General features: G+C 67.5%; 27 protein-coding genes, 1 tRNA gene and 1 pseudogene. 17 read left to right on the forward strand and 12 right to left on the reverse strand.

The genetic code is table 11. The annotated features are described in order from the left end of the window. The first annotated feature begins 100 nt into the window (after positions 1-100). The 9 genes from aroQ to AC3ARF_RS12785 all read left to right on the forward strand — a co-directional run bounded on the left by aroQ (position 101) and on the right by AC3ARF_RS12785 (position 8871). Positions 101-568 carry a type II 3-dehydroquinate dehydratase gene (gene aroQ, locus AC3ARF_RS12745; RefSeq protein WP_498928476.1) on the forward strand — a complete coding sequence of 156 codons (468 nt, stop codon included), beginning with the start codon at positions 101-103 and terminating at the stop codon, positions 566-568. A gap of 93 nt (positions 569-661) precedes the next feature. After that, positions 662-1132, forward strand: a complete 471-nt coding sequence (gene accB / locus AC3ARF_RS12750; RefSeq protein ID WP_498928478.1) for an acetyl-CoA carboxylase biotin carboxyl carrier protein — start codon at positions 662-664, stop codon at positions 1130-1132. 10 nt (positions 1133-1142) lie between these two features. Then, positions 1143-2510, forward strand: a complete 1368-nt coding sequence (gene accC / locus AC3ARF_RS12755) for an acetyl-CoA carboxylase biotin carboxylase subunit (RefSeq protein WP_498928480.1) — start codon at positions 1143-1145, stop codon at positions 2508-2510. A gap of 182 nt (positions 2511-2692) precedes the next feature. Beyond that, entirely contained in the window at positions 2693-3643 is a 951-nt protein-coding gene (gene prmA / locus AC3ARF_RS12760) for a 50S ribosomal protein L11 methyltransferase (protein ID WP_498928482.1), read from the forward strand. Positions 3644-3774: 131 nt separating this feature from the next. Beyond that, a complete protein-coding gene (locus tag AC3ARF_RS12765; RefSeq protein WP_498928484.1) occupies positions 3775-4674 on the forward strand; it encodes a DUF3426 domain-containing protein in 900 nt (299 codons plus the stop codon). A 111-nt stretch (positions 4675-4785) separates the two neighbouring features. Then, on the forward strand, positions 4786-5058 hold the full coding sequence (gene fis, locus AC3ARF_RS12770; RefSeq protein ID WP_498928486.1) for a DNA-binding transcriptional regulator Fis: 273 nt from the start codon (positions 4786-4788) through the stop codon (positions 5056-5058). A gap of 127 nt (positions 5059-5185) precedes the next feature. Beyond that, on the forward strand, positions 5186-6757 hold the full coding sequence (gene purH, locus AC3ARF_RS12775; RefSeq protein ID WP_498928488.1) for a bifunctional phosphoribosylaminoimidazolecarboxamide formyltransferase/IMP cyclohydrolase: 1572 nt from the start codon (positions 5186-5188) through the stop codon (positions 6755-6757). Positions 6758-6957: 200 nt separating this feature from the next. Continuing rightward, on the forward strand, positions 6958-8247 hold the full coding sequence (purD, locus tag AC3ARF_RS12780; protein ID WP_498928490.1) for a phosphoribosylamine--glycine ligase: 1290 nt from the start codon (positions 6958-6960) through the stop codon (positions 8245-8247). Between the two features lie 9 nt (positions 8248-8256). Further along, positions 8257-8871: a glutathione S-transferase N-terminal domain-containing protein gene (locus tag AC3ARF_RS12785; RefSeq protein ID WP_498928492.1), complete on the forward strand. Its 615-nt coding sequence runs from the start codon at positions 8257-8259 to the stop codon at positions 8869-8871. Positions 8872-8928: 57 nt separating this feature from the next. Here the strand turns inward: AC3ARF_RS12785 and AC3ARF_RS12790 are convergent, their stop codons facing one another. After that, positions 8929-9345 carry a VOC family protein gene (locus tag AC3ARF_RS12790; protein WP_498928494.1) on the reverse strand — a complete coding sequence of 139 codons (417 nt, stop codon included), beginning with the start codon at positions 9343-9345 and terminating at the stop codon, positions 8929-8931. Positions 9346-9466: 121 nt separating this feature from the next. Continuing rightward, a complete protein-coding gene (locus tag AC3ARF_RS12795) occupies positions 9467-9820 on the reverse strand; it encodes a DUF3147 family protein (RefSeq protein WP_498928496.1) in 354 nt (117 codons plus the stop codon). A 133-nt stretch (positions 9821-9953) separates the two neighbouring features. Here AC3ARF_RS12795 and AC3ARF_RS12800 point away from each other — a divergent pair, with 133 nt between their 5' ends. The 6 genes from AC3ARF_RS12800 (at position 9954) to AC3ARF_RS12825 (ending at position 16066) form a co-directional block, all read left to right on the forward strand. Then, on the forward strand, positions 9954-10304 hold the full coding sequence (locus tag AC3ARF_RS12800) for a nucleotide pyrophosphohydrolase (protein ID WP_498928498.1): 351 nt from the start codon (positions 9954-9956) through the stop codon (positions 10302-10304). Between the two features lie 25 nt (positions 10305-10329). Beyond that, entirely contained in the window at positions 10330-12213 is a 1884-nt protein-coding gene (locus AC3ARF_RS12805) for a DNA/RNA helicase domain-containing protein (protein ID WP_498928500.1), read from the forward strand. 509 nt (positions 12214-12722) lie between these two features. Next, positions 12723-13244 carry a hypothetical protein gene (locus AC3ARF_RS12810; RefSeq protein ID WP_498928502.1) on the forward strand — a complete coding sequence of 174 codons (522 nt, stop codon included), beginning with the start codon at positions 12723-12725 and terminating at the stop codon, positions 13242-13244. A gap of 148 nt (positions 13245-13392) precedes the next feature. Beyond that, on the forward strand, positions 13393-13614 hold the full coding sequence (locus AC3ARF_RS12815; RefSeq protein ID WP_498928504.1) for an AbrB/MazE/SpoVT family DNA-binding domain-containing protein: 222 nt from the start codon (positions 13393-13395) through the stop codon (positions 13612-13614). Between the two features lies 1 nt (position 13615). Next, positions 13616-14041 carry a type II toxin-antitoxin system death-on-curing family toxin gene (locus AC3ARF_RS12820; protein WP_498928505.1) on the forward strand — a complete coding sequence of 142 codons (426 nt, stop codon included), beginning with the start codon at positions 13616-13618 and terminating at the stop codon, positions 14039-14041. 57 nt (positions 14042-14098) lie between these two features. After that, positions 14099-16066: an MFS transporter gene (locus AC3ARF_RS12825; protein ID WP_498928507.1), complete on the forward strand. Its 1968-nt coding sequence runs from the start codon at positions 14099-14101 to the stop codon at positions 16064-16066. 251 nt (positions 16067-16317) lie between these two features. Here the strand turns inward: AC3ARF_RS12825 and AC3ARF_RS12830 are convergent, their stop codons facing one another. The 6 genes and pseudogenes from AC3ARF_RS12830 to AC3ARF_RS12855 all read right to left on the reverse strand — a co-directional run bounded on the left by AC3ARF_RS12830 (position 16318) and on the right by AC3ARF_RS12855 (position 20567). Further along, positions 16318-17229, reverse strand: a complete 912-nt coding sequence (locus AC3ARF_RS12830) for a hypothetical protein (RefSeq protein WP_498928509.1) — start codon at positions 17227-17229, stop codon at positions 16318-16320. A gap of 53 nt (positions 17230-17282) precedes the next feature. Next, positions 17283-18218: an NAD(+) diphosphatase gene (gene nudC / locus AC3ARF_RS12835; RefSeq protein WP_498931881.1), complete on the reverse strand. Its 936-nt coding sequence runs from the start codon at positions 18216-18218 to the stop codon at positions 17283-17285. Positions 18219-18220: 2 nt separating this feature from the next. Beyond that, positions 18221-18601, reverse strand: coding sequence for an iron-sulfur cluster insertion protein ErpA (gene erpA / locus AC3ARF_RS12840; protein WP_498928511.1), 381 nt, complete (start codon positions 18599-18601; stop codon positions 18221-18223). A 45-nt stretch (positions 18602-18646) separates the two neighbouring features. After that, entirely contained in the window at positions 18647-19399 is a 753-nt protein-coding gene (locus tag AC3ARF_RS12845; RefSeq protein WP_498928513.1) for a DUF6776 family protein, read from the reverse strand. Between the two features lie 79 nt (positions 19400-19478). Then, positions 19479-19838, reverse strand: a pseudogene (locus AC3ARF_RS12850) (bactofilin family protein); the annotation flags it as partial. Next, positions 19839-20567, reverse strand: coding sequence for a DUF6776 family protein (locus tag AC3ARF_RS12855; protein WP_498928515.1), 729 nt, complete (start codon positions 20565-20567; stop codon positions 19839-19841). Positions 20568-20638: 71 nt separating this feature from the next. Here AC3ARF_RS12855 and AC3ARF_RS12860 point away from each other — a divergent pair, with 71 nt between their 5' ends. Continuing rightward, positions 20639-21223, forward strand: coding sequence for a DUF4126 domain-containing protein (locus AC3ARF_RS12860; protein ID WP_498928516.1), 585 nt, complete (start codon positions 20639-20641; stop codon positions 21221-21223). A gap of 60 nt (positions 21224-21283) precedes the next feature. Here the strand turns inward: AC3ARF_RS12860 and bfr are convergent, their stop codons facing one another. From bfr to AC3ARF_RS12875, 3 genes are all read right to left on the reverse strand, one after another. Beyond that, positions 21284-21754 carry a bacterioferritin gene (bfr, locus tag AC3ARF_RS12865; protein WP_498928518.1) on the reverse strand — a complete coding sequence of 157 codons (471 nt, stop codon included), beginning with the start codon at positions 21752-21754 and terminating at the stop codon, positions 21284-21286. A 191-nt stretch (positions 21755-21945) separates the two neighbouring features. After that, on the reverse strand, positions 21946-22149 hold the full coding sequence (locus AC3ARF_RS12870) for a bacterioferritin-associated ferredoxin (RefSeq protein ID WP_498928520.1): 204 nt from the start codon (positions 22147-22149) through the stop codon (positions 21946-21948). A gap of 67 nt (positions 22150-22216) precedes the next feature. After that, entirely contained in the window at positions 22217-22831 is a 615-nt protein-coding gene (locus tag AC3ARF_RS12875; protein ID WP_498928522.1) for an RNA pyrophosphohydrolase, read from the reverse strand. Positions 22832-22995: 164 nt separating this feature from the next. On the opposite strand from AC3ARF_RS12875, the gene AC3ARF_RS12880 reads away from it, so the two are divergent. Then, positions 22996-23072: transfer RNA gene (locus AC3ARF_RS12880), tRNA-Met, on the forward strand. A 112-nt stretch (positions 23073-23184) separates the two neighbouring features. On the opposite strand, the gene AC3ARF_RS12885 is transcribed toward AC3ARF_RS12880, so the two are convergent. Continuing rightward, positions 23185-23628, reverse strand: coding sequence for an Hsp20/alpha crystallin family protein (locus AC3ARF_RS12885; RefSeq protein ID WP_498928524.1), 444 nt, complete (start codon positions 23626-23628; stop codon positions 23185-23187). Positions 23629-23763: the final 135 nt, after the last annotated feature.

Here is a 23763-nt window from a genome sequence, read left to right on the forward strand (position 1 = left end):
GATTAAATCGCGACATCTTCTGCGAAATGGTGGCGAACTTCTAGACAGCCGCCCAGCCATCACGCACACTGCGGCCTTCCCGATGCCCGTATGGACGGCCATGGCGAAGCTTCTGGTACTGAACGGTCCCAACCTCAACCTGCTCGGCGACCGCGAGCCAGGCATCTACGGCCGCACCACGCTGGCGCAGATCGACGGCGCACTGCGCGCCGGCACCGAGCGTGCCGGTCACCAGTACGACAGCCTGCAATCCAACGCCGAGCACGTGCTGGTCGAGCGGGTACAGGCTGCCCGCCATGACGGCACCGCGCTGATCCTGATCAACCCGGCCGCCTTCACCCACACCAGCGTCGCCCTGCGCGACGCGCTGGCCGCGGTGGACATTCCGTTCATCGAGGTCCACCTGTCCAACCCACATGCCCGCGAGCCGTTCCGCCGTCACAGCTACTTCAGTGACCTCGCCCTGGGCGTGATCGCCGGTTTCGGCGAAAACAGCTACCGCTTCGCACTCGACGCGGCGCTGGCGTGGCTCGACAGCCACGCGGTCTCCAAGACCAAGCCTTCCTGAAGCGGTCGCCGGTCGGCCCTTGGGCGCCGGCGCCCCGACATTTTCCTTTCGCATCCACGCCCCGCACGCCGGGGCCCGACCTAGAGGCCCGAGATGGACCTGCGCAAAATCAAGAAGCTGATCGACCTGCTGGAAGAATCCAACCTCGCTGAAATCGAAATCAAGGAAGGGGAGGAGTCGGTCCGCCTTGCCCGCACCCCGAAGGGCAGCATCGTCGCCGCCGCCCCGGTGATGCACCACGCCCCGGCCCCCGCGCCGGCGATGCCGATGCAGGGCCCGACCGAAGCCGCCACCGGCGGCCACGCCAAGGCCGGCAGCGACCTGCCCGACGGCCACGTGGTGCGCGCGCCGATGGTCGGCACCTTCTACGCCAGCCCTTCGCCGGACAAGCCCGCCTTCGTCACCGTCGGCCAGACGGTCAAGGTCGGCGACACGCTGGCCATCATCGAGGCGATGAAGATGTTCAACCCGATCGAAGCCGACGTGTCGGGCACCGTGCTCAAGGTGATCGCCGAGAACGGCCAGCCGATCGAGTTCGACCAGCCGCTGTTCGTGATCGGCTGAGGCGCGGCGCATGCTGGACAAAGTCGTCATTGCCAACCGTGGCGAAATCGCGCTGCGCATCCTGCGCGCGTGCCACGCCCTGGGCATCCGCACGGTCGCGGTACATTCCACCGTCGACCGCAACCTCAAGCACGTCGCCATGGCCGACGAGTCGGTGTGCATCGGCCCGGCCCCGTCCACGGCGAGCTACCTCAACATGGCCTCGTTGATCGCGGCGGCCGAAGTCACCGACGCGCAGGCCATCCACCCCGGCTACGGCTTCCTGTCGGAGAACGCCGACTTCGCCGAGCGCGTGGAGGAATCGGGCTTCATCTTCATCGGTCCGAAGGCCGACACCATCCGCCTGATGGGCGACAAGGTCGAGGCGATCAAGGCGATGAAGGCCGCCGGCGTGCCGTGCGTGCCGGGCAGCGGTGGCCCGCTGGGCGATGACGCCGCGACCAACGTCAAGATCGCCCGCGAGATCGGCTACCCGGTCATCGTCAAGGCCGCGGGCGGCGGCGGTGGCCGCGGCATGCGCGTGGTGCACACCGAGGCGCACCTCAACAACGCCATCCAGACCACCAAGTCCGAGGCCAAGGCCGCCTTCGGCAACGACATGGTGTACATGGAGAAGTTCCTGGAGAATCCGCGCCACGTGGAGATCCAGGTGCTGGCCGACGGCCAGGGCAATGCCATCCACCTGGGTGAACGCGACTGCTCCATGCAGCGCCGCCACCAGAAGGTGGTGGAAGAAGCGCCCGCACCCGGCATCACGGCCGAACAGCGCGCTGAAATCGGCAAGGTGTGCGTGGAAGCGTGCATCCGCATCGGCTACCGCGGCGCCGGCACGTTCGAGTTCCTGTACGAGGACGGCCGCTTCTACTTCATCGAGATGAACACCCGCATCCAGGTCGAGCATCCGGTCACCGAGATGGTCACCGGCATCGACCTGGTCAAGGAACAGCTGCTGGTCGCCGCCGGCCACAAGCTGAGCCTGAAGCAGGAGGACATCGTGCTCGAGGGCCACGCCATCGAGTGCCGCATCAACGCCGAGGACCCGGATACGTTCATGCCGTGCCCCGGCCTGATCCAGCACTTCCACGCGCCGGGTGGCCCGGGCGTGCGCGTGGACAGCCACATCTACGAAGGCTACCGCGTGCCGCCGAACTACGATTCGATGATCGGCAAGCTGATCGTGCACGGCCCCGACCGCGAGACCGCGATCGCGCGCATGCGCGTGGCGCTGAGCGAGATGGTGGTGGATGGCATCAAGACCAACATTCCGCTGCAGCAGCGCATCCTCGCCGACGTCGGCTTCCAGCAGGGTGGACAGAACATCCACTACCTGGAGAAGCGGCTGAAGGAGCAGAAGGAGAAGACGATCTCGATCGTCTGATCCCGTCGTTCCGCATGGCAAGGGCCGCTCCTCGTGGGCGGCCTTTTTGCGTTCAAGTGGCGCGGCGATGCGTCCATGCGGCGCCCCCGGCGCGCACGTCGGAGCGGCGGCGACCACGGGCGTGCAAAGGGGCCCCGTGTCACGGGGGTAGAATTGCGGGATTCCCCTCAGCCCGCGCCCGCATGCCTTTTCTAGAGCTCTCCCTGCCCTGCACCGAAGCCCAGCAACCGCGCTACGAGCGGGCCTTGGAGGACGTAGGCGCATTGGCAGTGACCCTGGCCGACGCGCACGCCGACGCGCCTGACGAGCAGGCCATTTTCGAGCCGGGCGTGGGCGAGCAGCCACTGTGGAACGAGCTGGTGCTGACCGCGTTGTTCGAGGGCGGTACCTCCGAAGCGTTGCTGCTGTACGCGCTGTCCGCCGCGGACGAAGGACTGGACTGGTCGCGCGCCAGCTTCCGCGAGGTCGAGGACCAGGATTGGGAGCGCGCATGGATGGACCAGTACGAACCGCTGCGCTTCGGCCAGCGCACCTGGATCGTGCCGTGGAACGCGGACCTGCCGGAAGATGCGCAGCAGCAGCTGGACGCGGCCAGCGAGGACCCGGCGCGCATACCGGCGATCGTCCGCCTGGACCCGGGCCTGGCATTCGGCTCGGGCACGCACCCGACCACCGCGTTGTGCCTGCAGTGGCTGGATGGGCTGGCCAGTGAGGGCGTACTGCGCGAAGCGCGCGTGCTCGACTTCGGGTGCGGCAGCGGCATCCTTGCGCTGGCCGCGCTCAAGTTGGGTGCGGCGCAGGCGGTGGGCGTGGACAACGACCCGCAGGCGCTGATCGCGACCCACGACAATGCAGAGCGCAATGGCGTCGGCGCGCGCATGGCGGTGTACCTGCCGCAGGACGAGCCGGTGGCGACCTACCCGGTGGTGGTCGCCAACATCCTCGCCGTCGCGCTGATCGCGCTGGTGGACACGCTGGCGTCGCGCGTGGCGCCCGGCGGCCGCATCGCCCTCTCGGGCATCCTCGCCGGCCAGGAGGAGGAGGTGCTCGCCGCGTACATGCCGCACTTCGACCAACTGCAGGTGGACCGCCTCGAGGACTGGATCCGCATCAGCGGCGTGCGCCGCGCTTGATCCCGGCGGCGTGGGGACCCGCGCCAGCGCACCGAGCGAACCCGCCAAATCTGCGACCCAGTCCCGGTTTCGCGATGGCCCGCCCGCGTGGCGACTCCCGGCCGCCACGGTCGGTTGCGTAAACTCAATCAATGTTCATGCGTTGCCCCCACTGCGGCTTCCTGGTTGCCCTGATCACCGCGCGTGACGGGGCCGACGCGCGTTGCCCACAGTGCCAGGGCGTGCTGCGGATGGATGCGGTCGACGCGTCGTCCGCGGACGCATCGCCCGCCGACGGTGCGCTCGTGGAGACGTCACCCAGCGATTCCCCCGCCGAGGCCCTACCTTCCGAGGAAGTTGGCACCGACACCGATGCCGATGCCGCCGATGTGGATCTCGCTGCGGTTGGGCACGGAGTGGACCGGGTCGACGGGGTTGACGACGTCGCCACTCCGGACGCATCCGTACAGCACTACACGCCCGCGGACGCTGAAGCGCCCCCTGCCGCGCCCCGCACAACTCCCCAACCTCCACGACTGGTCACGGCCCCCCGCTTTGCGCGCCGCACGCTGTCGATGGTGGATTCGGGCCCGCGCTGGCCCGGGGTCGCGGTCATCCTGGCCCTGGCGCTGCTGCTGGCGATTCAGCTGCTGCTGTCGCAGCGCGCCGAACTCGCCGGGCAGCCCCGCTGGCGCCCTGCACTGGAGCGGGTCTGTGGCGCGCTGGGTTGCTCCCTGCCTGCCTGGCGCGAACCGGAGGCCTTCGCCATGGTCACGCGCAGCGTGCGCCCCAGCCCGGTGCACCCGGGCGTGCTGGAGATCACCGCGACGTTCCGCAACGATGCCGCGCGCGAGCAGGCCTGGCCGGTGCTGCTGCTGAGCCTGTCGGACATCCACGGACAGACCGTGGGCGCCCGCGCCTTCCAGCCGGCCGATTACCGCGACCTGCGCACCACCGGCGACACCCTGGCCCCCGGCCAGACCGTGACCGTTTTGCTGGATGTGGTGGAACCCGCGCCCGACACCGTCGCTTTCAGCTTCGATTTCCGCTGACGATCGCAGGTCGCGGTGACGGCTGCGACTTGGCCGCGCTAGACTCCACCCTCCCGCCCGTCCCGCACTGGCCGACCGCGGCGGGACGAGACTGTTCCACAGGGGATCCGCTTGAACGCTGCCGCCGACCGCTCCGAGGCCCGCACGGGCTCGCGCGTGCCATTGCGCGACCATGTCGCCACCTCCATCCGCCGTTACCTCGGCGACCTGGACGGGTGCGAGGACAGCGCGAACCTGTATGACATCGCCCTCCGCGAGCTGGAGATACCGCTCTTCATCGAAGTGCTGCGCCACTGCGAAGGCAACCAGAGCCGCGCCGCCACCATGCTCGGCATCCACCGCGCGACGCTGCGCAAGAAGCTGCGGGATTACGGGCTGGCGTGAACTGCCGGTCGCGCCACGCGCGTGACAACCGGTATCCGCCAGCGCACCGGGTAGAGCGGCCGCAGGGTGTGGAATGGGGCTGCCCGTATAATGGCCGGCTCCCCACACGCCACCCATCGCCACCCCCATGACCACCGACCGTCTGCCCGTCCGCAGGGCACTGCTGTCCGTTTCCGACAAGACCGGCCTGATCGACCTTGCCAAGGCGCTCGCCGCGCGCGGCGTCGAACTGCTCTCCACCGGCGGCACCGCCAAGGCGATCCGCGACGCCGGCCTGCCGGTCAAGGACGTCAGCGACGTCACCGGCTTCCCGGAAATGATGGACGGCCGGGTCAAGACCCTGCACCCGATCGTGCACGGCGGCCTGCTCGGCCGCGCCGGCACCGATGACGCGGTGATGGCGCAGCACGGCATCGAGAAGATCGATCTGCTGGTGCTGAACCTGTATCCGTTCGTGCGCGTGTCGATGGACCCCAACAGCACCTTCGACGACATCATCGAGAACATCGACATCGGTGGCCCGGCAATGCTGCGCAGCGCGGCGAAGAACTTCGCACGCGTGGCGGTGGCGACCGATCCGGCGCAGTACGCCGGCCTCGTCGACGAGCTCAATGCCAATGACGGCACGCTGTCGGCCAAGACCCGCTTCGCGCTGTCGGTGGCCGCGTTCAACAACGTGGCCTTCTATGACGCGTGCATCAGCAACTACCTGTCCTCGCTCGACGCGGACGGCAAGCAGCAGTTGTTCCCGGCGCAGAACAACAGCAATTTCGTCAAGGTGATGGACCTGCGCTACGGCGAGAACCCGCACCAGCAGGGCGCGTTCTACCGCGACCTGTGGCCGGTGCCGGGCACGCTGGCCACCTTCACCCAGCTGCAGGGCAAGGAGCTGAGCTACAACAACCTGGCCGATGCCGATGCGGCCTGGGAATGCGTGCGCCAGTTTGATGCGCCGGCCTGCGTGATCGTCAAGCACGCCAACCCGTGCGGCGTGGCCGAAGGCGCCAGCTGCGCCGACACGTACGAAGCCGCGTACGCCACCGACCCGACCAGCGCGTTCGGCGGCATCATCGCCTTCAACCGTACGCTCGATGCGGCCACCGCCAAGACCATCCTCGACCGCCAGTTCGTCGAGGTGCTGATCGCCCCGGATTACGAGCAGGGCGCGCTGGACTACTGCACCAAGAAGGCCAACGTGCGCGTGCTGAAGATCCCGCACGGCGAGGGCAAGAACAACATCGACGTCAAGCGTGTCGGCTCGGGCCTGCTGATGCAGACCGCCGACATCCGCGAGGTGACGCGCGACGAACTGAAAGTGGTCACCAAGGTGGCGCCGACCGAGGAGCAGCTGGGCGACCTGCTGTTCGCGTGGCGCGTGGCCAAGTTCGTGAAGTCCAACGCGATTGTCTACGCGAAGAACAAGCAGACCGTCGGCGTCGGCGCGGGGCAGATGAGCCGGGTGTACTCGGCGCGCATCGCGGGCATCAAGGCCAGCGACGCGGGGCTGGTGGTGCCGGGTTCGGTGATGGCGTCGGATGCGTTCTTCCCGTTCCGCGATGGCATCGATGCGGCGGCGGAGGCGGGCATCAAGGCGGTGATCCAGCCGGGTGGTTCCATGCGCGATGCCGAGGTGATTGCGGCGGCCGACGAGCATGGCATCGCGATGGTGTTCACTGGGGTGCGGCACTTCCGCCATTGATTGGCAATGGCTTCGGGTGGGGGGTATTGCGGAAAAGCGCGCCATGGATGGCGCGCGGCCCGACTCCGCGCAGGATGCGCGGACGGAGGGCTGTAGCAATACCCCCCATCGCCAGCCTCCGTGCGACTCGACCAACGCCCCCACCCCCCCCACCCGCTCCCGTAAAATCAGCCTCCTGCGCCCCCTTCTGAGACTGCCCCATGAAACTGCTCGTCATCGGCTCCGGCGGCCGCGAACACGCCCTGGCGTGGAAGCTGGCCCAGTCCCCGCGCGTCAGCGAAGTCCTGGTCGCGCCGGGCAACGCCGGGACCGCGCATGAGGACAAGTGCCGCAACGTCGCGGTCAGCGCCACCGACATCGATGGCCTGCTGGCGCTGGTGGATCGCGAAGGCGTGGCGGTCACCGTGGTCGGCCCCGAGGCGCCGCTGGTGATCGGCGTGGTTGACCGCTTCCGCGCCGCCGGCCACCGCATCTTCGGGCCGACCGCAGCCGCCGCGCAGCTGGAGGGCAGCAAGGCCTTCGCCAAGGACTTCCTCGCTCGCCACGGCATTCCCACCGCGTACTACGCCGTGCACACCGACGTGGATGCCGCGCTGGCGTACGTGCGCGAGAAGGGTGCGCCGATCGTGGTCAAGGCCGACGGCCTGGCCGCCGGCAAGGGCGTGATCGTGGCGATGACGCTGGAGGAAGCCGAAGCCGCGGTGCGCGACATGCTGGCCGGCAATGCGTTCGGCGCGGCAGGTTCGCGCGTGGTGATCGAGGAGTTCCTCGACGGCGAGGAGGCCAGCTTCATCTCCATGGTCGACGGCACCACCGCGCTGCCGATGGCCACCAGCCAGGACCACAAGCGCGTGGGCGACCGCGACACCGGCCCCAACACCGGCGGCATGGGCGCTTACTCGCCCGCGCCGGTGGTCACGCCCGAGGTGCACGCGCGCGTGATGCGCGAGGTGGTCAACCCGACCGTGCAGGGCATGATCAAGGACGGCGTGCCGTTTACCGGGTTCCTCTACGCCGGGCTGATGATCGACGCCAGCGGCGCGCCCAAGGTGATCGAATTCAACGTGCGCTTCGGCGATCCGGAAACGCAGCCGGTGATGATGCGCCTGCAATCGGACCTGCTGGATCTGGTCGAGGCCGGCATCGACGGCCGACTGGCGGGCGTTGAGGCACGCTGGGACCGGCGCCCTGCGCTGGGCGTGGTGATGGCAGCCGAGCACTATCCCGACACGCCGCGCCTCGGCGACATCATCAGCATGTGGGACGTGCCGGAGATGGAGGACACCAAGGTCTTCCACGCGGGCACCAAGCTGGTGGGCGACGACATTGTCACCGCGGGCGGCCGCGTGCTGTGTGTGGTCGGCCTGGGCGACACGGTGGCCGAGGCACAGCACAAGGCGTACGGCGGGGTGGCCGGCATTTCCTGGCACGGCGAGTTCCACCGCCACGACATCGGCTGGCGCGCCATCGCCCGCGAACAGCAAGGCTGAGCCGCGCCAATGAAACTGTTCTGCTCGCTGCCCAGCCCGTTCGCGCGCAAGGTGCGCGCGCTCGCCGCCGAGAAGGGCATCGCGCTGGAGCTGGTGGTGGTCGACGTGCTCGACCCGGCCAGCCCGGTCGCCGCGCTCAACCCGCTGCGCAAGGTGCCGTGCCTGGTCACCGATGACGGCGATGCGTGGTACGACTCGCCGGTGATCTGCGAGTGGTTGGACGCGCTGCCAGGTCCGCGCCTGCTCCCCGCCGATTTCGCCACGCGCATGGCGGTGAAGCGCGTCGAGGCGCTGGCCGATGGCGTGATGGACGCGGGCGTGGCGATCCGCCTGGAGGGCATCTACGCCGGCCGCGCCGAGCACGAGCGCAGCGCGGGCTGGATGGACTGGCAGTGGCTGAAGGTGGAAGGCGGCGTGCGCGAGCTGGAGCGCCAGCTGGGCGAGCGCGCGTGGTTCGTGGGCGACGGCCTGACTTTGGCGGACATCAGCGTGGCCTGTGCGCTGGAATGGCTGGACTTCCGCCTGCCCGACCGCGCGTGGCGGCCGCTGGCGCCGCGGCTGTCCGCTTGGGCGCAGGCGATTGCGCCGCGCCCATCGTTGGCGACCACAGGTCCAGCCAGCTGACCTGACGACCTGATCTGGGCACCCCGGCATATCTGCGCGGGGTTGCCTGAGAGTCGCTCAGTGGTGGTCCGCCGGGGGCACCGCGGACATGTCCATCCAGAACGCCTCCCACACGTGGCCGTCCGGGTCGGCCAGGTTGCGGTTGTACATGAAGCCCAGATCCTGAGTGGGATTGATGTCGGCGGTGCCGCCGTGGGCGGCTGCGGCCTCGTTCATTGCATCCACCGCTTCGCGGCTTTCCAGCGAGAGCGCCAGCAGCACCTCACTTGAGGTCCTGGGCGGAATCGGGCGGCTGGTGAAGGTGCGCCACTTGTCGTGGGTGAGCAGCATCACGTTGATCGCCTCGCTCCAGACCATGCATGCGGCGGTCTCGTCGGTGAACTGGGGGTTGTTGGTGAAACCCAGGGCCTCGTAGAACGCCATCGACGCAGCGAGGTGGGTGACGGGAAGGTTGACGAATATCATGCGGGCCATGGCGGGGTCCTTTGCTGTGGTTGTGCCAGTACGACGAACGGTGGCGGCACGAATCGACAAGGCCGCAGAAAAAAGAGACTTGTCGGACCGTGGGCGGCGCCCCACCGACCCACTGCTGACGCTAAGGCAGCAACTGGATGCCGAACGGCCGCAGCGCCAGCGCGAACAGTCCGAAGCACACCACGGTGATGACCACGCTGGCCGCCATGGTCGGCCAGAAGCCGATGCGCCCAAGCAGGAAGGGGAAGGCGAGGAACATCGGCAGCGTGGGCACCACGTACCAGAACGTGTACCAGGCGTGGTTGGCGATCTTGGCCTGCGGCTGCTTCTCGACATAGAGCCAGATCAGCGCGAGTACCGTGACCATGGGCAGCGCCGCGACGAAGGCGCCGAGTTTGTCGCTGCGCTTGGCGGCTTCGGAGACGAGGACCACGACGGCGGCGGTGAGGAGGTATTTGGTGATTAGCCAGCTCATGGGGTCTCCGTGGTCAATGTACCGGCGGAAATCTATGCACGACGACGTGTCTCCAGCAGTTGCGCCGCGCGGGAATTTCTCTTAGCGCAAGAGCACAGCGGGTAGGATACCGTCAACCCGTGTGGAGCCTGTCATGAGTCCTTCAATCGAAACACTGAGGGAAAAGTTGCGCCTGTTCGCTGAGGAACGCGATTGGGAGCAGTTTCATTCTCCAAAGAACCTCGCAACGGCACTGGCGGTAGAGGCCGCGGAACTGCTGGAACACTTCCAGTGGCTCAATGACGAACAGAGTCGTTCGTTGTCCGTGGATAAGAGGACGGCGGCAGGGCATGAAATGGCCGATGTGCTGCTGTATCTGATCCAGCTGGCGGACAAGCTCGATATCGACCTCATCGACGCCGCCCAAGCGAAGATTGAGATCAACGCATCCAAGTACCCGATCTCCTTGGCAAAGGGAACGGCAAACAAGTACAGCGAACTCTAGACACCACGAGCCGGCGGAGGCTTGAGTGATCGTCTATCAGGAAACGAAGACCAAGTTCATGGATGACGTGTTTGATCGCGTCATTGAGGACATCGTGGCACAACGGTACTTGAACCAGACAGGCCGCTACGCGCCTGAACCCGAAATCCGCGCCTGGCGGGAGTCGCTCACGCAGATGGCCCACGTCTTGCGCGACGACGGCATCCCGGCCGACATGGGCGTGGGCATCGAGTTCGGAATACCCCAGACATCCAAGCGCATTGATTTCATCCTTTCCGGCAAGGATGAAGACCACAACCCGCACGTCATCATTGTCGAGCTTAAGCAGTGGTCAGAGACCACACTGACTGACAAGGACGGAATCATCATCGCGCGTCGCGGCGGTGCCTCTGGCCCGAGGGAAGGCGCCCACCCAAGCTACCAGGCATGGTCCTACGCGGCATTGCTACAGGGTTTCAACGAGGCTGTATACGACGGCGGCGTGGAGTTGCGTCCCTGCGCCTACCTGCACAACCATGTGGCCGATGGCGTCGTTAATCACCCGCATTACGCGCCCTACATCGAAAAGGCGCCACTCTTCCTCAAGGGCGAATCCGAGCGGTCCCGGCTCCGCCAGTTCATCAAGCAGCACGTGCGTCACGGAGACAAGGCCGAGCTAATCTACCGAATCGACAACGGCAGGATCAAACCGTCGAAGATGCTGGTGGATAGCCTTGTAAAGATGATGAAAGGGAACCAGGAATTCATTCTGGTCGACGACCAGAAGGTGGTTTACGAGAACGCCATTGCCCGGGCAAAGCAGGCATCCGACGGAAGGAAGCAGGTCGTCATAGTCCGTGGCGGCCCCGGCACCGGCAAGTCTGTCGTTGCGATCAACCTGCTTGTGGAGCTCTCCAAACTGGGGCTGAACAGCCGTTACGTGTCAAAGAATGCTGCGCCGCGGGCGGTATATCGAACGCGACTTACAGGGACGGTGCGACCAACCGTTATTTCCAACCTGTTCTCAGGGTCTGGGGCGTTCATGAACACCGACCCTAATGTCTTCGATGTGCTGATCGTGGATGAAGCACACCGTCTCAACGAGAAGTCGGGGCTGTTTGGCAACCTTGGCGACCATCAGGTCCGGGAGATCATCAATAGTGCGAAATGCACGATCTTCTTCGCGGACGATGATCAGATCGTCACGTTGAAGGACGTTGGACACGTTGCTGAGATTGAGCGCATCGCAACCGATACCAGCGCGGACATCCTGCATCTGGAGCTTGCTTCCCAATTCCGATGCAACGGTTCGGATGGATACATGGCGTGGCTTGACCACACGCTGGGGATACGAGAAACCGCTAATGAACAACTCGATCCGGCCGAGTTCGATTTTAAGGTGGTCGACTCGCCCACCGAACTTCATGCACTAATCACGGAGAAGAACCACGTCAACAACAAGGCGCGCGTGGTCGCTGGCTATTGCTGGGATTGGGTCAGCAAGCAGAACCCCGACTTGTTCGACATTGTTATCCCCGAGCATGGATACAAACGCCGGTGGAACCTCGACCAGGACGGTAGCCTATGGATCATTACACCCACCTCGATCGATGAAGTCGGCTGCATCCATACGTGTCAGGGGCTGGAACTGGACTACGTGGGCGTGATCGTGGGTCCGGACGTGCAGGTTCGTGACGGGGTGATGGTGACATCCGCGAAGCACCGCTCGCGCCGGGACAAGTCCATTCACGGCTACAAGGCATTGGCGGAGACTGACCCGACGGGTACCGCGCTTCGCGTGGATCGGATCATCCGCAACACCTATCGAACGCTAATGACGCGTGGGATGAAGGGCTGCTACATCTACTGCACGGACGCCGAGACGCAACGCTATTTCAAATCACGACTGGCAAGGGCGGGTGCCGCGTAGGACCAGCGTCCATACGAAGGCCCTCGACCGTCAGAAGTTCAACGTCGGCGACGGGCGCTCCCAACCTCGCTGCGCGGACCGTTTGGGGCTTGCGTGCGAGTACTCCCTCCTCCGCTGCCGCACCTCTCCCGGCCTGCGGCAAACATCGCTCCTTCCGCACTCCCCCTGCGTCCGTCCGCTCGCGGACGCCCATTGTTTCGCTCCCGCCCCCGCACGCGTCCGTACGCGCACCGCGGCAGCCACGCGCCCAACACCCGGGCCCCGCACGCGGACCCCGATTCGTCCGCGCGCGAGGACGCACAGGCTCGCCGCCGCCCTCCTCGTGACTCGGCGCCCTACGCCTTGCCCTCTGACCGCGGGGCCCCAGGGTTCCCTCACCCTACGCCAAGGTTCTGTCGCGAACCTCCCAGCGCCCGCGGTCCCACGCCCCCCCCTCGTCAGGTACCCTTCCCCTCCCCGGCCAAGGTGGCCAGGGCTTGGAGCAACACCTACATGGAGACACGGAAGACATGAGTCAGAACTTCGCAAGCCACCACATGGACACTGAGCAGAGGGGCAAGGTCGATCAGGCGCTCAACGCGCTGATGGAGGCGCTGGACCCCATCCTCACCAGCACCACGGCCAGCCAGCTGCAGCGATTGGTCAAGATGGGCGACGGCTCGGAGCCGTTCTGCCGGCAGGCGGCCGACGTCATCGGCGAGAACCTGCACCTGATGCCGCGCGCCTTCGACTATGACGAAATGCGCCGCGACCTGGGCACGCACGACGCGCTCAACGCGCGCATGGTGCGCCTGACCAAGCTGACCGAGCGCGTGCGCCACACCGAGATGGTGCTGGGCAGCGACGTGATGATGGCCGCGCTGGAGGGCTACAACTACCTCAAGACGGCGGGCAAGGGTGAGGGCGTGGAGGCGCTGAAGAAGATGCTGGGCAAGCGCTTCGACACCACGTCGCGCACGCCGGACCCGGCGCCCACCCCGACCCCCACGCCGCTGCCGACCCCGTCGGCGCCGCAGGCTGCGGTGGGCTGAGCCGGCGCCGGGACACCCGGCGGACGGTTGATGCAGTAGCCACAAGGCCCCGGCAACGGGGCCTTGTTCATTGGGGCGCTTGCCCCGCTCTCGGTGCCGGTATAACGTTAGTTATAACTTAGTTATAACGCACATCGGAGCCGCCCCCATGAAGCTCAAGATCACCACCATCGGCAACTCCGCCGGCCTGATCCTGCCCAAGGAGCTGCTGGCCCGTCTGCGCGTGGACAAGGGCGACGAGCTGTACGTGCTGGAGACGCCCGACGGCATCAAGCTGACCGCGTTCGACCCGGAGCTGGCGGCGCAGATGGAAGTGGCCGAAGAGGTCATGCGCAAGCGCCGCACCCTGCTGCACAAGCTGGCGCAGTGACATGGTCATCTGGATTGGAAAGCCACTGATCCTGGCCATCCACGACCGGCAACTGGCCGAGCATGGCGGCGGTTCCGGCGTGCGCGACGAGGGTCTGCTCGACTCGGCGCTGGCCCGCCCGCACCAGTTGCACGCCTATGGCGATCCGCCGCCCGACCTGGCCGCGCTCGCCGCGAGCCTGACCTACGGCTTGGCGCGCAATCACCCCTTCGTGGATGGCAACAAACGCACCGCGGCCGTCGCCTGCGAAACCTTTCTGCTGCTCAACGGCACGGTGCTGGAGGCCGACGACCTGACGCTGTACCCGGTGTATATCGCGCTGGCCGATGGCTCGATGTCGGAGAGCGAATTCGCCACGTGGTTGCGGCCTCACCTGCGCGCTGCAGGCGGCGTGCACGAACCCGCCACCCCCTACACCGCACGCTGACCCACGCCAGCAACATCGCCCCCATCTGCTAGGCTCCCGCCAAACCCCGGGGGCCGCATGACGCAGGACGAGTCGAAGCACCAGCCGCACACCGCGCCGACGGAACGGCGCCACACCCAGTTCGAGCTGCTGCGCCAGCGCCGCTTCCTGCCGTTCTTCCTGGTGCAGGCGCTGGGCGCCTTCAACGACAACGTCTACCGCCAGGCCATCATCGGCCTGCTGTTCTGGCTGGGCGTGTCGCCGGAGCAGCGCACGCTGTACACCAACCTGGCGCCGGCATTGTTCATCCTGCCGTACTTCCTGTTCTCGGCCACCGCCGGGCAGATCGCGGAGAAGCTGGAGAAGTCGCGGCTGATACGCATCACCACGGCGATGGAAATCGCGATCATGTCGCTGGCCGCGGTCGGCTTCCTGACCCAGAACATGACGGTGCTGCTGGTGGCGCTGTTCGCCACCGGCGTGCAGTCCACGCTGTTCGGGCCGGTGAAGTACTCGCTGCTGCCCTCGGTGCTCAAGCCCGAGGAACTCACCGGCGGCAACGGCCTGGTGGAGATGGGCACGTCGATCTCCATCCTCACCGGCATGATCGCCGGCGGGCTGATCTTCAAGCTGGCCGGCGACCACGGCCCCATTGTCGCCGCCACCGCGATCATCGCGCTGGCCATCACCGGCAATCTGGTCAGCCGCCTGATCCCCCGCGCGGAGGCCGGCGCGCCCGACCTGAAGATTCACCTCAACCCCATCCCCGAATCCCTCGCCGTGCTGCGCCTGGCGAAGAAGCAACTGGCGGTGCGCAACGCGGTGCTGGGAGTGTCGTGGTTCTGGTTCGTAGGCACCATGCTGACCGCGCAGCTGCCCACCTACGCCGAGGTCAACCTGGGCGGCGCGGAGACGCTGTACCTGTTCGTGCTGGCACTGTTCTCGGTGGGCACCGGCCTGGGCTCGCTGCTGTGCGAGAAGCTGTCTGCACGCACCGTCGAAATCGGCCTCGTGCCAATGGGCGCGTTCGGCATGAGCGCGTTCCTGTTCGACCTGTATTTCGCGCGCACCGGCGCGCCGCCGGCCACCGGGCTGGGCGTGGCGGCTTTCCTGCAGCAGCCGGGCAGCTGGCGCATCGTGCTCGACCTTACCGCCGTGGGCCTGTTCACCGGCTTCTTCGTGGTGCCGCTGTTCGCGCTGATCCAGAGCCGCACCCCGCGCGGCGAGATCGCCCGCGTGATCGCGGGCCTCAACATCCAGAACTCCGGCTTCGTGGTGATGGCCGCGGTGCTGGGCGTGGTGCTGCAGATGGCCGCGCTGCAGCTTGGCGGCCTGCGCATTCCGCTGCCCGATTGGACCATTCCGCAGCTGTTCCTGGCGCTGGCGGTGGCCAATACGCTGGTGGCGCTGTGGATCTTCACCATCGTGCCCGAGTTCCTGATGCGGTTCCTGAGCTGGGTGCTGGTGCGCACGCTCTACCGCCTGCGCGTGCGCGGCATCGAGGCCAACGTGCCCGACGAAGGCCCCGCGCTGATCGTATGCAACCACGTCAGCTACATGGACGCGCTGATCCTGGCCGCCAGCATCCCGCGGCCGGTGCGCTTCGTCATGTACTACAAGATCTTCAACATCCCGGTGATGCGCTGGATCTTCCGCACCGCGAAGGCCATTCCCATCGCCGGCGCGCGCGAGAATCCCGAGATCATGCAGCGCGCCTTCGACGAGATCGACGCGGCACTGGCCGACGGGCAGATCGTCGGCATCTTCCCCGAGGGCGCGCTGACCAAGGACGGCGAGATCGCCGCATTCAAGTCTGGCGTCGAGCGCATCCTCGAACGCCGGCCCGTACCCGTGGTGCCGATGGCCTTGGGCGGGATGTGGTCCAGCATGTGGAGCCGCCGCGACACGCGCCTGGGCCGCATGCGCGTACCGCGTCGCTTCCGCGCGCACGTCGACGTCATCGCCGATCCGCCCTTCGACCCCGCCTCCGCTTCAGCCAAAGTACTCGAGGCCAAGGTGCGCGAGTTGCGTGGCTCTGCAGCCTAACAATGCTGGCTTCGGCCGGGGCCGTTGCCCTCGGTAAGCACTGCTAGTCGGCAAGGGACACCCGATTGGGTCGGGGGTCGCAATCGGTTTGGCTGTTGCACTTGAACCCACCCAACCCGATTGGTGAGGTGGGGCGTGGGGGCTATTGCGGAAAAGCGCGCCATGGATGGCGCGCGGCGCGACTCGCGGCAGGATGCCGCGACGGATCGCTGGAGCAATGGCCTCCACGCCCCGCCTCCGACCGATCTCCCCTAACTAACCCACCCCGCGATGACAAACAGAGCCAGCACCGCCAACCAAACCAGCAGGCACCGCCAAACCAGACTCATCGCATCGCGCAATTCCGGCAGATCCGTCGCCACCGCCATGTAACGTGGCGGCACCACGCCATTCTCGTCGGCATAATCACTCGCTTCCTCCACCAGCTCGCTGCGCACACTGGCTCGAGCCACCGCGCCGAGGAACCGGTTGTCGAGCGACGCCGAACCACCACCCGCCTCGCGCCACGCCGCCAGCACGGTGTCGAAGTTGCCCACCAGTGCCAGCGCCAGCGTCATCAGTTGCGCGACCGGCCAGTCCAGCACCGCCAGCAGGCGCCGCGCGCCTTCGCCCGTGGTAGGCGGCAGCTGCGTCGCCATCTCGCCCTCCACCGACAGCACCGACAACCGGTACAGCAGCGCGCCCACCGGCCCCAGCAGCAGGAACCAGAACAGCACGCCGAACCAGCGCCGCTGCGCGTTGCGGAATACCGCCTCCACCAGTGAGGCGCCGTCCATCAACGGTTCCTGCCCGGCGGGCCACAGGCGTGCGGCGGCCTCGCGCCGCGCGACGGGGTCGGTGGTCGCGGTGATCGCATCGACGTCCAGGTCCAGGTCACGCGGACCCCACGCATAGACCAGCACCGCCACCGCAAACAGCAGGCCCACCAGGCCCAGCAGCGGCGCGTCCAACGCAACCTGGAACAGGCCCACCACCAGCAGCGGCACCGCCAGCGCGATCGCGATGCCGTAACGGCCCCGCCACGCACTGCCCTCGCCGAAGCGCGCGGACAGCCAGCGCAGCCAGTCGGCATACCAGTCGTATTGGCGCAGCGCCGCGACGAACGGCTGCGCCAGGTGCCCCAGCAGCAATGCGATGACCACGGCGATCAGGGTCACGGACATGGCGTCTCCTTCGGCCCGGTGGGGGCATGTCCCGATTCTAGCGCGGCGCTCCCTTAGCCAGCCGCCTTCGACTCGACCCACGCATCGATCAGCCAGCGCGCTATCGAGATCCGCGGTGACAGCAGCAGGCCCTCGCCTTGGTCATCGGCACGCCGCTGTTGCGCCGCACGCACTTCGTCGAGGGTGAACCAGCGCGCGTCTTCCAGTTCGTCATTGACGCGCGGCTCGTCCGGCTCGGCCTGCGCGGTAAAGCCCAGCATCAGCGCCGACGGGAATGGCCACGGCTGCGAGGCGGCGTAGCGACAGGCGCGCACGCGCACGCCCGTCTCCTCGGCCACTTCGCGCACCACGGTCTGCTCCAGCGACTCTCCCGGCTCGACGAAGCCGGCGATGACCGAGTAGCGGCGCGGCGGCCAGCCGGCCTGCCGGCCCAGCAACAGGCGCTCGCCATCGCTGACGGCGACGATCACCGCGGGGTCGGTGCGTGGGTAGTGCTCGGTGCTGCATTGGGTGCAGCGTCCCAGCCAACCGGCGCGCGAACGGCTGACTTCGCCGCCGCACACGCCGCAGTAGCGGTGCCGCGTGCGCCAGTGCTGCAGCGCGCGCGCCTCGGCGAACACCGCCGCCTCGCGCAGCGGCCAAGTCGCGGCCGCGCCGCGCAGGTCGATCCGCGAGGGCGCTTCCCACGCGGTCAGGGCCGCATCCAGCGAGAACCAGGCCACGCCGGACTCATCCAGCCCGAGGAACGCCGCCGCGCCCACGCCGCCCGGACCGCCGGTGATCTCGGCACCGGTCGGCAACAGGGGCGCGTGGTCGGCATCGCTCAGGGCATTGCCCTTCTCGTCGAGCACGATGACGCGCGCCTGCGGCCACAGCGCGGCCAACGCGTCGGCATCGTCACGCAGGTGGTCGGCGCGGTCGAGCACGGCGGGTGGCACGCGGCCGGCGGGATCACCGCCACCGATGAAGGCGAAGGGCGCGCCCGGCACGCTCACGTCGAGAACGATGAGCCGCAGCCGCAGGTGGTCTTGGCGTTGGGGTTGCGGATCACGAACTGCGCGCCGTGCAGGCTTTCGGTGTAATCGACTTCCGCACCCATCAGGTACTGCAGGCTCAGCGGGTCGACCAGCAGGGTCATGCCGTCGGTGAGCACGGCCAGGTCATCCTCGGCCTGCGCCTCGTCGAACTCGAAGCCGTACTGGAACCCGGAGCAGCCACCGCCCTGGATGTACACGCGCAGCTTGAGGTCGAGGTTGCCCTCTTCGGCGGCCAACTCGCGGACCTTGGCGGCCGCGGCGGGGGTGAACTGCAGCGGACGCTCCAGCGACTGGTAATCCGGCGCGCGGAGGGACTCGGGGGAGATGATGTCCATACGCTCAGGATGGGGCGCCGGGGCCCCGCATTCAAGCCGTTGCAATCACGGTGCGGCCGTGTTGCCCACGCTGTCGCGGGTGGCGTCGGCCCAGCTGAACGACTCGGTGACCGAGCCGCCGGAGCGTGGCTGCAGGCGCACTTCCACCCGCACGGGGGTGAAGCCTGCCGGCAGGAACACGTCGCCTTCGACCTGTTCGAAGTACTTGAACGAGTAGGCCACGCCCGGCGCGGCAGGCTGGCGACGCAGGTCGGCCCAGGCCAGTTTGCGCAGCTTGCCGGCCTGGGTGCCTTCCACCGCCAGCGACATCTGCCCGGTGCTGACCCCGCCGCGGTTGAGGTTCTGGGTCAGGGTGGTGGCGAAGTGCCAGGCATCCGCGCCCTGCGGCTGCAGGCGGATGGCATGCACGCTCAGGCCGCGGCGCTGCCCGGTGGCGCCGACGAGGCGCTCGTAGAAGGCGAGGTCGGCGCGCAGGCCGGCGATCTCTTCCTCGCGTTCGGCCAGGGCACCCTGCAGGTCGCGGTTGGCGTCACGGCTGATCTGGTCCGAGCGCTTGAGCGTGGCGACCTGCTGCTCCTGATCCTCGATGTACGCCTTGGCCACGGCCAGCTGGCGCTCGGCGGCGAGCAGGCGGCCGCGGGTGTCACCGCTGGCGGGGGCGAGCACGCGCCACGCGCCCCAAGCGCCGAACAGCAGCGACACGGCGACCAGCGCCGCCAGCACGTACAGCCCGCGGCGGCTGCGCGCGGCGGGCAAGATACCGCCAGGGGCACTGGCAGGTGGTGGGTTGTCTTCCATGGACGCTCCCGGACTACCGGAGGAGCGATCAGCCTACTACGGCTGCGGCCTCCAGCCGCGACTCGTCCAGCGTGGCCTCGGCGTGGATCAGGCGGCCGGTCAGCATCGCGCCGGCGGCCATCTCCACCACCTTGTAGTGCACGTTGCCCTTCACCCGCGCCTTGGACGCCAGCTCGACGCGTTCCTCGGCATGCACGTCGCCATCCAGGCGGCCATTGAGGATCACCACCGGGGCGCGGATCTCGCCTTCGATGCTGCCGTTCTCGGCCAGGGTCAACATGGCCGGCTTGCCTTCTTCGGCGATGACCTTGCCCACGATCCGGCCTTCCACGTACAACCCGCCGCTGAACTGCAGGTCGCCACGGATGATCATCTGCGGGCCGATGAGGGTATCGACCTGCCCGTCCGGCACGGACGCCGGCTTGCTCTTGAACTTCATTCAGGTGGTTCCGGTAGTGGAGATGTCATTCCAGCCAAAGGCTTGGTCGAGGGCGACGCCGCCGCCTCGCACGTCGACGCGGACCCGCTGCGGGGTAAACCCCGGCGGCAGGCTCACGCTGCCCTTGAGCCGCTGGAAGTAGCGGAAGGAGAAGGCCTGCGGTTGCCGGCCCGGGGACAACTCGGACCAGGCCAGTGTCGCCGGCCGGCCGTTGCGCATGCCTTCGACGCGCAGTTGCAGCTGTCCCTGGGTGACACCATCGCGGTTGAGGCTCTGGGTCAGCACCACTTCGTACTGCCAGCTGCCGGGGGCCTCCGGATCGAAGGCCACCGAGTGCACGTTGAGCGGCTGCGGCTTGGCGCCGGGGCCGACCATGCGTTCGTAGAACGCCAGGTCGGCGCGCAGCCGGGCGATCTGTTCGTCCCGCTGGGCCAGGCCGTCCTGCACTTCCTTGTTGGCCGCGCGGCTGATCTGGTCGGAGCGTGAAAGGGTGGCCTCGCGCTGGCGTAACTCATCCAGCTCGGCCTGCACGCTCGCCAGCCGGCCGCGGGTCTCGTCGAGCTCGGCGCTGATCACCGGCAGGCGCGGCGCCGCGGTGGTCGAGGCGGCGATCCAGGCGCCGCCCAGCGAGCCTGCCCAGAGCACGGCAAGCCCCACCCACAGCCAGCTCCGACGGCTGGGCCGCTGCTGGGTAACCACGTAACGCGGCGGTGGTGGTTTGTTGACCATGCGTTCCCCGTGAGCGCCATCGGGACATCGGCGCTCCTATACTGCGGCCGACAGTCTAGCGAGAACCCGACATGACCGATGCGCACCTGTTCGCAATTGGCGTAGTGCTGGCGTGGCTGGCGGGCATCCGCGTGTACCTGACCGTGTTCGGGGTGGGGCTGGCGGGCGCGTTCGGCTGGCTGGACCTGCCGCAGGCGCTGGAAGTGACCGCCTCGCCGTGGGTGATCGGCATTTCCGGGGTCCTGGCCGCCGTCGAGTTCTTCGCCGACAAGATCCCGGGGGTCGACACCGGCTGGGACCTGCTGCACACCCTGTTGCGGGTGCCGGCCGGGGCGTTCCTGGCCGCCGCCACGCTGGGCGGCGACGGCGGCGACCTGGGGGCGGGTGCCCTGGCCACCGGTGCCGGCGTGGCGCTGACCAGCCACCTGCTCAAGGCCGGCTCGCGCGCGCTGCTCAATACCTCGCCCGAGCCGGTGAGCAACTGGACCGCCTCGGTGACCGAGGACGTGGCGGTGGTGGGCGGGCTGGGCCTGGTGTTCGCCTACCCGTGGGTGGCGCTGTCGGTGGTCGTGGTGCTGACGGTCGCGCTGGCGCTGGTGCTGTGGTGGGTATGGCGCAGGCTGTTCCGGCGGGCGCCGCGGGTGCCGACGGGCTGAGGACGCAAAAAAAACGCCACCTCGCGGTGGCGTTTTGCATGGCGTGGCGGGCGGCTGCGGTCAGCTTTCCAGCTTCATCGCCAGGTAGTTCTGGTCGCCCACGCGATCCATCAGCGACAGCTGGGTCTCGATCCAGTCGATGTGCTCTTCCTCGGAGTCGAGGATGTCGGCGAACAGCTTGCGGCTGTTGTAGTCACCCACGGTCTCGCAGTACTTGATGGCCTCGCGCAGCAGCGGCACGGCCTCCAGCTCCAGCGCGAGGTCACAGCTGAACACTTCGCGCGGGTTCTCGCCGATCTTCAGCTTGCCCAGCGCCTGGAAATTGGGCAGGCCGTCCAGGAACAGGATGCGATCCGACAGCTTGTCGGCGTGCTTCATCTCGTCGATGGACTCGTGGTACTCGTGCTCGGCGAGCTCCTTCAGGCCCCAGTTCTTCAGCATCTTGGCGTGCAGGAAGTACTGGTTGATCGCGGTCAGCTCGTTGTAGAGCGCCTTGTTGAGGTACTCGATGACTTTGGCGTCACCCTTCATCGCGGTGCTCCGTTTGCGTGGCAAGGGGACACTTTAGCCCGCGGCACGCACCGAATGACGAAACGCGAATCGCATGCGGGCGCGGACGCGAATCAGTGGCGTTTGCGACGATCCGGTCGCGGCAGGCCGCGGCCACGACGGGCGGGAAGGAGCCTTCGCTCGAACGGACGGCCCGACCAGGCGTGGCAGGGTCAGGCGGCTTCCCGGAGCATAGGCAACGGCAGCTCGAGCCGGGCGTGGGTCTCGTCGAGGATGGCCGTGGCCATCTCGATGCAGCTGCCACAGGTGGAGCCGGCACCGGTGCGCATGGTCAGTTCGGACATCGTGCGGCAGCCCGCTTCGGCGGCCTGGCGGATGGCATGGTCGGTGACCCCATTGCAGATGCAGACGTACACGGCGGCGTTCGGGCGGCATGCAGCCGGATTGGCTGCCTGCGCAGGGGAACACGAATGAGAATGATTGTCAATTGCTGGAAGCTGAACCGGTGTCGCCGCCCCGCCCCGGGGGGCCGTTGGGCTGCGGGCGCGGCCGCTGGCGCGAACGCAGCGGGGGCCGTGCCAGGCCCGGCACGCCCCGCGGGTCAGGCACCGCGCTCGGGCCGGCCACGCGGCGGGCCACCGGCGCCAGGTGATGCAGGGCGCTGGCATAGACGCCGCGCTTGAACATCACCACGTGCTCCACCGGGTACCAGAAGTCCACCCAGCGCCAGTGGTCGAACTCGGGCTTGTCGGTCAGGTCCAGGCGCAGGTCGGATTCTTCGCCCATCAGGCGCAGCAGGAACCAGACCTGCTTCTGGCCGATGCAGACCAGCCGGTCGTGGCGGCGGATGGAGCGCTGCGGCAGGCGATAGCGCAGCCAGCCCGGGGTGGCGCCCAGCACTTCGACGTGCTCGGGCATCAACCCGGTTTCCTCGCGCAGCTCGCGGTACATCGCCTCGAGCGGCGTCTCGTCGCTGTTCATCCCGCCTTGCGGGAATTGCCAGCCATCGCGGTGCACCCGGCGCGCCCAGAACAGGCGGCCGTCCGGGTGCATCAGGATGATGCCGACATTGGGCCTATAGCCGTCCGGATCGATCACGATGCGGACTCCTGAATTAGGGTGACTTGCGTCTCTGTCTTGGACTCTGCCACGGGGGGCGGCACAGGACAAGTCGACCGCGACGGGCGCGGAGAATTGACATTGCCAACCGGGGTCCGCACAATTTGCGGCTCGCCGCGACTGCGGCGGGATCTGCGACTCCCGGCTATGTAGCTCAGCCGGTTAGAGCACAGCACTCATAATGCTGGGGTCGGTGGTTCGAGTCCACCCATAGCCACCAGTCCGGTGGGTCGCAGATGCGGGGTCCTGCCCCGCCGTGGAAAAGCCCGCCTTGGCGGGCTTTTTTGTTGGCCGCGCAGCCCGCCCCGCCGTGCGCGGCGGCCGCGTTCCAGTCACTGCACCGCGACGCGGTGAGACTCCGTCCCGCCGTGCTTGGGAAGGGTGAGCTTGAGCACGCCATCCTCGTAGCGCGCGCTGGCCTTGGTGCGGTCCACTTCCTCCGGCAAGGTGAACGCGCGGTAGGCGGTGCCTTGATAGCGCTCGGTGTGGATGGCCTTGCCCTTTTCCTCGCGCTTCTCGCTGCGGGTCTCCACGGTGATGGATACCTGGCGGCCGTCGATGGACACGTCGATGTCTTCCTTGCGCGCGCCGGGGATCTCGACGTTGACCTGATAGGCGCCCTCCTGCTCGCTGATGTCGGTACGCAACTCCATGGGCATGGGCGGGCCATTGCGCAGGGACTGCAGGCCAAAGCCGCGCAACATCTCGCCCATCTCTGCCGCAGGGTCGAACCGCGACATGCCTTCGAACGGGTTCCAGCGGGTGATGCCTGACATCTGATGCCTCCGGATGCGTGGATGCAATGGGGGGAAACACCGTCACGTCCGCTCCACGCGCTGGGACGTGCCGGCGCGTTTTCCATGATTGATCCGCGCTGCCGAACCGCCTTGATCGGGGTCAGATTCAAAGGC

The organism is Lysobacter sp. KACC 24251 (genome assembly GCF_057747755.1).